Source organism: Caballeronia sp. LZ016 (assembly GCF_031450805.1).
Lineage (GTDB): Bacteria > Pseudomonadota > Gammaproteobacteria > Burkholderiales > Burkholderiaceae > Caballeronia.
The window spans coordinates 487,786-499,625 of sequence record NZ_JARTVY010000004.1; the positions used below are offsets into that span (position 1 = coordinate 487,786).

At 61.9% G+C, this 11,840-nt stretch carries 7 protein-coding genes; 2 read left to right on the forward strand and 5 right to left on the reverse strand.

What is annotated here, in order from left to right:
• Positions 1 to 19: 19 nt before the first annotated feature.
• The 3 genes from P9220_RS22730 to P9220_RS22740 are packed head-to-tail and all read right to left on the reverse strand — an operon-like array spanning position 20 to position 6,969.
• Positions 20 to 928 (reverse strand): transglutaminase family protein, encoded by a 909-nt coding sequence (locus tag P9220_RS22730; protein WP_309767884.1) that lies wholly within the window; start codon positions 926 to 928, stop codon positions 20 to 22.
• Entirely contained in the window at positions 925 to 3,507 is a 2,583-nt protein-coding gene (locus tag P9220_RS22735; RefSeq protein WP_309767885.1) for a circularly permuted type 2 ATP-grasp protein, read from the reverse strand. The genes P9220_RS22730 and P9220_RS22735 overlap by 4 nt, the downstream gene beginning before the upstream one ends.
• A gap of 30 nt (positions 3,508 to 3,537) precedes the next feature.
• Entirely contained in the window at positions 3,538 to 6,969 is a 3,432-nt protein-coding gene (locus P9220_RS22740) for a transglutaminase family protein (RefSeq protein ID WP_309767886.1), read from the reverse strand.
• Between the two features lie 128 nt (positions 6,970 to 7,097).
• Here P9220_RS22740 and P9220_RS22745 point away from each other — a divergent pair, with 128 nt between their 5' ends.
• Positions 7,098 to 8,159: a putative zinc-binding metallopeptidase gene (locus tag P9220_RS22745; protein WP_309767887.1), complete on the forward strand. Its 1,062-nt coding sequence runs from the start codon at positions 7,098 to 7,100 to the stop codon at positions 8,157 to 8,159.
• An 8-nt stretch (positions 8,160 to 8,167) separates the two neighbouring features.
• Here the strand turns inward: P9220_RS22745 and P9220_RS22750 are convergent, their stop codons facing one another.
• Positions 8,168 to 9,190 carry an alpha-E domain-containing protein gene (locus P9220_RS22750; protein WP_309767889.1) on the reverse strand — a complete coding sequence of 341 codons (1,023 nt, stop codon included), beginning with the start codon at positions 9,188 to 9,190 and terminating at the stop codon, positions 8,168 to 8,170.
• 55 nt (positions 9,191 to 9,245) lie between these two features.
• Entirely contained in the window at positions 9,246 to 10,718 is a 1,473-nt protein-coding gene (locus P9220_RS22755) for a circularly permuted type 2 ATP-grasp protein (RefSeq protein ID WP_309767891.1), read from the reverse strand.
• A 390-nt stretch (positions 10,719 to 11,108) separates the two neighbouring features.
• Between P9220_RS22755 and P9220_RS22760 the strand changes: the two genes are divergently transcribed.
• Positions 11,109 to 11,816 (forward strand): YceH family protein, encoded by a 708-nt coding sequence (locus P9220_RS22760; protein ID WP_309767893.1) that lies wholly within the window; start codon positions 11,109 to 11,111, stop codon positions 11,814 to 11,816.
• The last annotated feature ends 24 nt before the right edge of the window (positions 11,817 to 11,840 follow it).

An 11,840-nucleotide genomic window follows, 5' to 3' on the forward strand; every position in this document is an offset into this window, starting at 1 on the left:
GTCCTAATGTGTGGCACGTTCATAACGCGAGCACATTCACCGCTACGTCGACATGATGCGAGCCACCGCCCAGTATCATGCCGCGCAACAACGACACATCGCTGTAGTCCCGGCCCATCGCAAGCGTCACGTGATCGAGGTCGGCCAGCACATCGTTCGTGGGATCGAGGTCGATCCATCCGCTTTGCGGGCAATGCAGCGACACCCACGCATGCGATGCGTCCGAGCCGATCAGACGAGGGTGTCCCGGCGGCGGATCGTTGCGCAAATAGCCGCTGATGTAGCGCGCGGGCAAGCCCAGCGCGCGCAGACATCCGATCATCACTTGCGCGAAGTCCTGACATACGCCGTGCTTCAGTTCGAACGCACGCGTGGCGGGCGTATCGAAGGCAGTGGACGAAGGCCGGTACTCGAAGTCCGCATGAATGCGATGCATGAGGTCGATCGCGCCGGCGATCAGCGGCGTGCCATTCGCAAAGCTCTCGCGTGCGTAACTGCGCAGTGCATCGTTCATCGCGATGTTGGGCGACGCATAGCAGAATTCGCTCTGCGGCAGGAACGCCGCGCCCGCACGATAGCGCAGTCCGTGCGCGACTTCTTCCCACGGCGGCGTCGCATGCGGATCGAGCGCGTTCCATCGCGGACTCAGGCGCACCGTGGTTTCGCTCGTCATCGAAAGACGTTCGTGCGGGGCATCGAGCGAGAAGTAAAGCAGGTCATTGCCGAATGCATCGACGCGGCTATGCACATACGACGGCGGCGGTTCAATGCGCTCCGTATGTGCGATCACCTGCTGCCACGGACAATGCAGCGGTCGAATGGTCGCGAGATGCTGCGCAATCTCGACAGGCGTCGAATAGCGATACATCGTGCGATGCGTGATTGCAAGCGTCGTCGATTTATCGCTGGCGTCGAGCGTCGGGATCATGACGAGACCTGCGCGGCAAGCGTATTGGCGTGACTGAAGAAGCGGGCGCTGACTTCGCCGGACGCCGTACTCACCGATGCGATCATCGCGTTGCACAGGCGCACGAGCTTGTCATAGCGGCCGTCGTCGGCCGTTTCGCAGAGTGCATCCAGCTGAGGCAAGGCGTCGGCTTTGCTCAGGATTCCGGATAGATCGGCGTGACGTCTCCCGCCTGCCGAAGCCGCGATGTCATCGAGCTTCGCACATAAGCGCGCGTAGACGCCATAAAGCCCGCGTGGATTGGTTTCGTCCACCACGATCAGATCGATGAGCGCGGGCACTTCCATGCGTCCCGGATAGAGCGAGCGATACGTCAGCGTGCTATCGAAGAGTTGCAAGAGCAGCTCGAAGCCCGCGGGCGAACCCAGCGTGTTGCGCTCCGCCGCCACGCGCAGAAACGTCGCCATCGTCGATACGCGCTCGATCATGCGCCCGATGAAGATGAGCCGCCATGCTTCGTCGCGCGTCATGCGGTCGCCTTGCGCGCCGCTGATGGCAAGAAGCTGCGTCGCGAGATGCTCGAGCGCGCCGGCGAGCATGACGCGGTCATAATCGAAGCCCGCTTCCGGCGATGCTAGGCCCAGGCGCGCGAGCGCATCGCGGAAATCGTTGCGCGATGCGAGGATGGTGCGCCAGTGATCGGTGGAAAGCCTGTCGCGTATCTCGCCACATGCGCGTGTCTGATCCGCGAGATTGCCGCCGATACTCGTCGCTATCGCGCTTTCCGCGAGTCCCGCGACGAGCACACGTTCGAACGCATGCGGCGAACTGCGCGCAAGCGTGTCGATCGACGGAATGAGTCCGCATTGCCTCGCAAGTTCGACGAGCGTGCTGAACATGGCATCGGCATCGCTGGTATCGAGGGAGCCGAGCAACAGGCGGCACAGGCGCACGTTGTTTTCCGCACGCTCGCCATAGCGTCCCGCCCAGAACAAGTTCTCGGCGGCACGGCTCGACACGATGCGATGCTTGCGCAAATCGCCGGGCTTTATCGTCGGGCGCAACGGTGCGGGCGGCGCGGCATGACTCGACAGCACCCACGTATCGACACTGCTGCCGCCCAGCTGCATCGATACCGTCGCGCGTTTGTCGCCTGCAAGACGCGTGAAGCCGCCGGGCATCACGCGCCATGCTCCGTCCATATCGGCTATTGCATAAGCTCGCAACACGCATGGGCGAGCGCCGAGCGCGCCATCATGAAAGCGCGGCGCGCAGGAGAACGGCAAGCTTTGTTGCACCGTGAAAGCATCGGGCGCACGCTCGATGCGCTCTTGCCAGTCCGCGAGCTTCTGCACGCCCGCTTCGATGCCCGGTGCATGATGCGCCTGCATACCCGGCCACGTCGGCACGAGCAACGCATCATCGACGCGTTCGAAGGCTTCGCGGCGCGCGGCCTCTTCGCCGCACCACCATGTCGGCACGGTCGGCAACTGAAGGGCTTCATCGAGCAAGGCATCGGCGATGCCCGGCAGAAACGCATTCAGCGCGGGGGATTCGGTGAACCCCGCGCCCGGCACATTCGATATCGCCACGTTGCCCGCACGCATCACCTGCAACAGGCCCGGCACGCCGATGCTCGAATCCGCACGCAGTTCGACGGGATCGCAGAACGCATCGTCGAGACGTCGCAGCACCGCATGTACGCGCGACAGCCCTGCCAGCGTCTTGAGGTAGAGCTTGTCCTGACGCACGGTCAGGTCCTTGCCTTCGACGAGCGTCACGCCAAGGTAGCGCGCGAGAAACACATGCTCGAAATAGGTCTCGCTGAACGGGCCCGGGCTCAATAACGCAATGTGGGGGGCATCGTTGCGCGCTCCTTCGTCGCCGTGCATGGTTGCACGTGCGGCTTGTGCGAGCGTGGCGACGAGCTGCGAATAAGTCGATGCAAGGCGGCTCACCCGCATGGCACGAAATGGCTCGGTGAAGAGACTCGCGACGATCAGCCGGTTCTCCAATGCGTAGCCCAGTCCCGAAGGCGCTTCGGTGCGATGCGCGATGACCGTCCATGCACCCGATGGCGAACGCGCAAGATCGACCGCCACGATCTGCAAAAAGCGCTCGTTCGGCGGCACGAAGCCTTTCACTGAGCGCAGATAGCCCGGATGCCCGTACACCAGCGCACCCGGTAACAGCCCGCGATGAAGCAGCGTTTGAGGACCATAGACATCGGCGACGATGGCTTCCATCAGACGTGCACGTTGCGCGACACCGCGTTCGATGATGGCCCACTCGTCTTCATCGATCACGAGTGGCAGCAGATCCAGCGACCATGCTCGCGGCTCGCCATTGTCTGCGTAGACGTTATAGGTGATGTCGTTGTCGCGCACCTGTTGCGCCACGGCGGCGACGCCATCATCGAGGCGCGCGATGCCCTGTTCGCCGAGCAGTGCGAAGAAATGGCGCCACGGCTCGCGCAACTGGCCGGATGCATCGCGCAGTTCGTCCCATCGGCCCTCGCGAGCAGGCAACGCACGCAACATCGCGAGCGGGTCGATGCGCGCGGCGGAAGCGTCGAACGGCAGTGTCGATTGAAACGTCAAGGTCGTCTCGTCGGGGTAATGTGCTTGCGTTCAGGTACGCCGCAGATCGAGCGTGAAAGGGAACTCGAGGCTGCGTTCACGCGGCTCGGTCTCGATACGTCCCGGCGTATGCCCGCTCGCGAAGAAGCGCGCACGCCGGCGGCTTTCCGCTTCATACGCGTTGACCGGAAACGTCTCGTAGTTGCGACCGCCCGGATGCGCGACATGATACTGACAGCCACCGATCGCGCGCCCGGCCCATGTATCGACGATATCGAATGTAAGCGGCGCATGCACACCGATGGTCGGATGCAGCGACTGGGCCTGGCCCCACGCACGAAAGCGCACGCCGGCGACATACTCGCTCGCGCGTCCCGTCGGTTGCAGCGGGAGTCGCTCGCCGTTGACCGTCACCACATGCCGGCTGTCGTTCAAGCCGATGACCCGCACTTCGAGCCGCTCGACGGACGAATCCACGTAGCGCACGGTGCCGCCGATCGCGCCCGTTTCACCCAGCACGTGCCACGGCTCGAGCGCATTGCGGATGGTGAGCGAAATGCTGTTGGCAACGTATTCACCCACAAGCGGAAAACGGAATTCGAAATGCGGATCGAACCATTTGCGCTCGAACGCAAAGCCCGCAGCGCGCAGTTCGGTCAGCACGTCGTCGAAGTCCATTTGCACGAACGTGCCGAGCATGAAGCGATCGTGCAACTCGGTGCCCCAGCGCGTGAGACGCGCCGTGTACGGCGTCTGCCAGAAGCGGGCGACGAGCGCACGCAGCAACAGTTGCTGGACGAGACTCATGCGCGCATGCGGCGGCATCTCGAAGCCGCGCAGTTCCAGGAGGCCGAGGCGGCCCGTGGGACCATCCGGCGAATACAGCTTGTCGATGCAGAATTCCGCGCGATGCGTGTTGCCAGTCACATCGATGAGGATATTGCGCAGAATGCGGTCGATGAGCCACGGCGGCACCGTCGCGCTGCCGCGTCCGCCGAGCAGGTCGAGTTGTCGCTGAAGTTCGGTGAATGCAATCTCGAGCTCGTAGACCTGATCGTTGCGGGCTTCGTCGACGCGCGGCGCCTGGCTCGTCGGACCGATGAACAGGCCAGAAAATAGGGTCGACAGCGACGGATGGTTGTGCCAGTAGCCGATGAGGCTCGCGAGCAGATCGGGGCGTCGCAGAAACGGGCTGTCCGGGGGCGTTGCGCCGCCGAGCACGAAGTGATTGCCGCCTCCGGTGCCGGTGTGCCTCCCGTCGAGCATGAACTTTTCGGGGCTGAGATACGACTCGTGCGCTGCGTTGTAGAGAAACTCCGTGTGGTCGACGAGTTCCTTCCAGTTCGATGCCGGATGTATGTTCACTTCGATCACCCCGGGGTCGGGCGTGATCTGCAGCACTTTCAGTCGCGCATCGCGCGGCGGCGGATAACCTTCGATGATGACGGGCATCGCGAGATCGGCGGCGGTCGCTTCGACGGCCGCGAGCAAGTCGAGGTATTCGTCGATACCGGCCAGCGGCGGCATGAAGACATGCACGAGCTTGCTGCCCTCGCCTCCGTTCCGCAGCGCTTGCTCCTCGACCTTAGGGCCTGCAGCGCGCGCGGGATCGCGTGCTTCGACGCAGACCGCCGTTCGCGCAACCCATGCCGCCGACTCGCCGCGCTCAGGCATGCGGTCCGTGTTCGCCGGTTCGGACTCGGATTGCATCCTGCCTTGCGCATGTTGCATGCCGAATGCAGGATGCGACTCGGCGTATTGCATGCGAAGCTCGGCAGCCCGTCGGAGCGGGACCGATGGCGCAAACGGATCGTGCTCGTGCTGCCACGGATAGTCACCCTCCGCGACCCACGGCAACGAATCGAGCGGCAAGCGGTAGCCCATCGGCGAATCGCCCGGAACCAGGTACATGCGTTCGTCGCGCAGGAACCACGGGCCGCTCGTCCACCGTGCCGGATGCATAGCATCGGCTTCGGCGCGCGCAATCGGCAGCGCATAGCCGATCACCGATGACAGCCCCGCATCGAAGACGCGGCGCAGGCGCACGCGTTCCAGTTCATCGGCGAGGCGCGAGTCGAAAGGATCGACGTTGACAGGCAGACGGCGTTCGCGCCAAAGGTAGTACCACGTGTCTTCGAAGCCGGGTTGAATGTATTTTGCATTCAGCGACAGGTTGCCGGCCAGATGCCCGATGAAGCGGGCCGCATCCTCCGATGTGTAGTTCGCGGGATGGCGCTCGTCGGCGAAAAGCGCGGGGTCTGTCCAGCATGGCTCGCCATCCGCGCGCCAGTAAAACGACAAAGCCCAGCGCGGCAACTGCTCTCCCGGATACCACTTGCCCTGACCGATATGCAGAAAGCCGCCACTGCCGTATTGCGCGCGCAGCTTGTTCATGAGCGACACGGCGTACGCGCGCTTGGTCGGGCCGAGGGCGTCAGTGTTCCACTCCGGTGCATCGCGGTCGCGTATCGAGACGTAGGTCGGCTCGCCGCCCATCGTCAGGCGAACATCGGATGCGTCCAGTTGCGTATCGACTTGCGCCCCCATGCGCAGCACCGCGTTCCACTCGTCATCGCTGTACGGCTTCGTGACGCGCGGGGTTTCGAGCACGCGTTCGATGGACATCGCGTGAGTGAATTCGTCTTCACATTTTTCGACGGCGCCGGACACGGGCGCTGCGCTATCCGGCTCCGGCGTGCATGCAACGGGGATATGCCCCTCGCCGGCCAGCAGTCCCGAGGTCGGGTCGAAGCCAATCCAGCCCGCCCCAGGCAGGAAGACTTCACACCATGCATGCAGGTCGGTAAAGTCGGCTTCGGCGCCGCTCGGACCATCGAGCGATTTGGTATCGGGTGCGAGCTGCAGCAAATATCCCGACACGAACCGCGCCGCAAGCCCTAAATGCCGCAGCGTTTCGACAAGCAGCCACCCCGAATCGCGGCAAGATCCCGCGGCATGCGCAAGCGTATCCTCCGGCGTCTGGACGCCCGGCTCCATGCGGATCAGATAACGAATGTCCTGCGACAAGCGTTGATTCAGTTCGACGAGAAAATTTACCGTAGGCCGCGCCGACGACCGGTCGATGCTTTCGATAAAAGCCGCAAAGCGCGGCGTCAGCTCACGCTTGATCATGTAGGGCGCGAGGTCGTGCAGCAGGTCGGGCGCGTAGCTGAAGGGAAACGTTTCCGCAGACGGTTCGAGAAAGAAATCGAACGGGTTGTAGACGGCCATCTCGGCGACGAGGTCGACGGTCACCTTGAATTCCCGTGTCTTCTCGGGAAAAACGAGCCGGGCCTGATAGTTGGCGAACGCATCCTGTTGCCAGTTGACGAAGTGTTCTTCCGGCTCAACGCGCATCGAATAGGAAAGCACCGGCGTGCGGCAGTGCGGTGCAGGCCGCAAGCGCACCACTTGCGGCGAAAGGCCGACAAGGCGGTCGTAGCGGTAATGCGTGACATGATTCAACGCGACGCGAATGGACACAAACAACTCCTTGGTCAATATTAATGCTGCAAACGGGTTTGGGCACGGCGCGCGCGGCACGCTCCTTGCAACGGTCGCGCTGGCCCACCCCGCACCATTCGCCCCGATCCCTCCTTCCGATCCCCGACATGAAGACCTTCCATTGCAATCGATGCAATCAACTCGTGTTCTTCGAAAACACTCACTGCGAGAAGTGTGGCGCACGCCTTGGATATGTGCCCGAGCTGCGTCAGATCAGCGCCTTCGAGGAGGATGAAGACGGTCGCTGGAAAAGCCTGCATCCGCTCGCTGAAGGCGCATTGTTCAGGCCTTGCCACAACTATTCCGTCGAGAACGTCTGCAATTGGATGATTCCTGCGGAGTCCGACGATACGCTGTGTTGTTCCTGTCAATTGACGAGCACCATTCCGAATCTCACCTCGCCCGATAACCGCCTTTACTGGTATCGGCTGGAAAACGCGAAGCGCCGCCTGCTCTATACGCTCGACGAACTCGGGCTGGATGTGAAGTCTCGCCAGGAAGATCCGGAACACGGACTCGAATTCCAGTTCCTCGAAGGCGACGCCGAAGGCAAAGGCGTGATGACGGGCCATAACAACGGCCTTATCACACTGAACATTGCAGAGGCTGACGACGCGCATCGCGAGAAGGTCCGCTCTTCGCTGCACGAGCCGTATCGCACGCTGCTTGGCCATTTCCGCCATGAAACAGGGCACTATTTCTTTGATCGCCTGATCGCGGAAACGCCTCGCATCGAACCGTTCCGCACGGCTTTCGGCGACGAACAGCAGGACTACTCGGCTGCGCTCGACCGTCATTACAAAAAAGGTCCGCCGCCCGACTGGGCCGACCACTACATCAGCGCCTATGCGACGATGCACCCCTGGGAGGACTGGGCGGAGACGTGGGCGCACTATCTGCATATCGTCGATACGGTCGATACGGCCGTGTCCTGCGGACTCGTACTCGTACCCGACAGTCCGCACGAGCCCATGCTTACCGACCAGACGCCTGTGGAGGAAACCTCGTTCGATAACCTCATGGATCGCTGGTTTCCACTCACGTATGTGCTGAACAGCTTGAATCGCAGTCTCGGCATGCCGGATGGATATCCGTTCGCGCTCGCGCCGCCTGTCATCGACAAGTTGCGTTTCGTGCATCGTGTCGTCGCAGCGGCGGCCCGGCGCTGATAGCACGTTCAACTCGGCGCGCTTTGCGACTGCGACTGGGTTTGTGTCTGCGAAGCCCCGGACGTTTCCGATGTCTCGGGAATTTCCGGCGCAATAGGCAAGAGAAACTCGCGGCTGATCCGGCTTGCGAGTTCATTCACTCGCGCAAGGAAATGCACCAGATAGGCATGCAGATCGCCTTGCAGGATCGCGCCGATATCGCCGTTCTTGAGCTCGGCGCTCAATTGCGCGGCTAAGCGAGCGGCGTCCGAACTACGCCCCTTAGTCACTTGGCCGACGAGTTGCTCCACTTCCGCGATGCTCGCGGCCATCGAGCGCGGCCAGTCACGATAAAGAATCAGCAAGCCAGCGACGCGCTCGGGTGTGATGACATCGCGATACACCCTGCGATACACCTCGAAGCCGGAGACCGAACCCAGCACCGCTGTCCAGTGGTGATAGTCGAAGGGCTGCGCGGACGTATCGGCGCGTTGTTCCATCATTTCGAACTTGACGTCGAGAATGCGCGCCGTGTTGTCCGCGCGTTCGATGAACGTGCCGAGCCGCATGAAATAGAACGCATCGTCCTTGACGAGCGTGCCGAGCTGAACGCCGCGCGACAAATGCGACCGGAACTTCACCCATTCGAAGAACGTATAAGGCTCGCGATCGAGAATCCCGTCCGCAAGCAGGCGCTGGCAGTCGAGCCATGTCGTATTGAGCGTTTCCCATAGCTCGCTGTTGGTCGCGCTGCGAACCGCGCGTGCGTTCTCGCGTGCGGCGCGCAGGCAACTGAGGATCGACGAGGGATTCGTCATGTCGCGCGCCATGAAGTCGATGACCTCGCGGCTTTTCATGCCGCGATGCACCGCCGAATAGCTGCCGCTCAACTCGGAAATAGAGAGCATCGCGCGCCAGCCTAGCTCCGCGTATTCGTCCGATTGCGGCAAGAGCGAGAGCTGGTAATTTGCGTCGAGCATGCGCGCGGTGTTTTCTGCGCGCTCGGTATAACGCGCCATCCAGAACAGATGATCCGCGGTGCGGCTAAGCATGGGTTTACTCGCTTTGTGTCTTGATGGTCTATGCGCCTTTAGCGCGCTAGCGTTCTTAGCGTTCCAGCACCCACGTGTCTTTAGTGCCACCCCCTTGCGAAGAATTCACTACGAGCGACCCCTCGCGCAACGCGACGCGCGTCAGTCCGCCGGGGACCATGCGTACTTCCGTGCCTGACAATACGAACGGTCGTAAGTCGATATGCCGCGGCGCGATGCCTGTCTCGACGTAAGTCGGGCAAGTCGAAAGCGCAAGCGTCGGCTGGGCGATATATTTCTCCGGATTCGCCTCGAGCACTGCGCGGAATTCTGCGATTTGCGCGGCCGTCGATGCAGGCCCGACGAGCATTCCATAGCCGCCCGCGCCGTGCGTCTCCTTGACGACCAACTCCGGCAAATGCGCGAGCACGTACTTGAGATCATCGGGCTTGCGGCACATCCACGTAGGCACGTTGTTCAGTATCGGCTCTTCGCCAAGATAGAAGCGCACCATGTCCGGCACGTACGGGTAGATCGACTTGTCATCAGCGATGCCCGTGCCTACTGCATTGCAAAGCGACACCTTGCCCGCCCGATACGCGGAAATGAGTCCCGCGACTCCTAAGGCCGAGTCCGCGCGAAATACGAGCGGGTCGAGAAAGTCGTCGTCGACGCGGCGATAAATGACGTCGACTCGCTGCGGCCCTTGCGTCGTACGCATGTAGACGTGACCGCCGTCGACGAACAGGTCTTGTCCTTCGACCAGTTCCACTCCCATCTGCTGCGCCAGAAAGGCGTGTTCGAAGTAAGCGGAGTTGTACATGCCGGGCGTCATCACGACGACGTTCGGGTTGTCCACACCGGCCGGCGCGGCCGCGCGCAAGGTGTCGAGCAGCAAGTCCGGATAATGCGCGACGGGTGCGACGCGATTGCGCGCAAAGAGGTCGGGAAAGAGCCGCATCATCATCTTGCGGTTTTCGAGCATGTACGACACGCCGGACGGCACGCGCAGGTTGTCTTCGAGCACGTAGAACTCGCCTTGCCCCGCCCGCACGATATCGATGCCCGCGATATGTGCATAGATGTCGCGAGCCACGTCGACGCCGCGCATCTGCGGCCGGTATTGTGCATTACCGACGACCTGCGCTTCGGGAATAATGCCCGCGCGGACGATGTCCTGATCGTGATAGATGTCGTGAATGAAACGATTCAACGCATTGACGCGCTGCCTCAGACCACGCTCCAGCGCCCGCCATTCGTCTGCAGGAAAGATGCGCGGAATCACGTCGAATGGAATGGTCCGCTCGGGAATGATGCCCGGTAGATCGCTCGTTCCATAGACGGCGAACGTAATGCCGACGCGGCGAAAGTTAAGGTCTGCCTCCGCGCGCTTGAGGTCGATCTGCTGCTCGCTTTGCGCGCTCAGCCAATCCATGAACTCCCGGTAATGCGTCCGGGGGTCGCCGACACCCCGGAACGCCGAGGGCGGCACTCCGCGGGCTTCCAGATCATTGCGTTCGAACATCTCGTTGAAGAATGCTTGCGTCATGGACGAACTTCCATATCAAGTGCGGGCCGGGGACCGCAATCCCTCTGGTTTAGTCATTCTGGTTGCACTCGCAATGAATCGAAGCGCCCGACGACGCTGCATGCGTCCTTTCTTTAGGCGACCTCCATGCGCGATGCATACGTAGTTTGCATCGCTCGCGCGGGCAGCCCAGTGCCAAAGCAGATAGAGCAACATCGATGCCACGTCAGGCAGCGTATTTAATTCACACAATGCTGATCGCAAGCGCCGGTATTGCACCGAAAGAGCGCGGCAGCCCGGCCGTTTGCACACGAACGAGTCCCTGGGTATGCCGCATGACGGTGCACAGGCGATCTGAGGCGTCGCCACATCGGTATGATAGGCACCTTGAGCGCATTACCCTCGAATACGATGAATACACCTTCCGAAGCCGCACCCCGCCCCGCCCTGCGGGAACTGACTCCGCTCGAAGCACGCGTGCTTGGCGTGCTCGTCGAGAAGCAGCAGACCGTGCCGGATACTTATCCGCTGTCGCTGAACTCCCTGACCGCGGGATGCAATCAAAAAACAGCACGCTCGCCGGTGATGACTGTCAGCGAGGACGAAGTTCTCGCCACCATCGACGGGCTCAAGCGACTCTCTCTCGTGATCGAAGGCAGTAGCAGTCGCGTGCCGCGTTTCGAGCACAACATCAATCGCGTGCTTGGCTTGCCGAGTCAATCGATCGCGTTGCTTGCGACACTCTTTCTGCGGGGTCCGCAAACGGCCGCCGAATTGCGCGCTAACAGCGCACGGCTGCATGGGTTTGCGGATATATCGTCGGTGGAGAGTTTTCTCGATGAACTCGCGACGAACGATCCGCCCCGCGTCGTCAAGCTGCCGCGTACGCCCGGAGAACGCGAAAGCCGCTGGATGCATCTTCTTTGCGGCGCAGCGAGTGTGAGCGATGCGCCCGTGCGCGAATCGACGGCTGCGGAGCCCTACGCGCCCTCTGAATTCGAGGCGCTCAAAGCTGAACAGAAGCGCCTCGTGCATGAAGTCGCACAGTTGCGCAGTATGGTGGAACGCATGGCGAACGAGCTTGGTGTTACCTTCGAGAAGCCGTCGTCGGAAGCGTGACAGACTCCTGATGCACAACTCGGC

Coding starts and splice junctions, on each gene's coding strand:
- P9220_RS22730 (WP_309767884.1), bottom strand. CDS start 928: ATGATCCCGACGCTCGACGCCAGCGATAAATCGACGACGCTTGCAATC.
- P9220_RS22745 (WP_309767887.1), top strand. CDS start 7,098: ATGAAGACCTTCCATTGCAATCGATGCAATCAACTCGTGTTCTTCGAA.
- P9220_RS22750 (WP_309767889.1), bottom strand. CDS start 9,190: ATGCTTAGCCGCACCGCGGATCATCTGTTCTGGATGGCGCGTTATACC.
- P9220_RS22755 (WP_309767891.1), bottom strand. CDS start 10,718: ATGACGCAAGCATTCTTCAACGAGATGTTCGAACGCAATGATCTGGAA.
- P9220_RS22760 (WP_309767893.1), top strand. CDS start 11,109: ATGAATACACCTTCCGAAGCCGCACCCCGCCCCGCCCTGCGGGAACTG.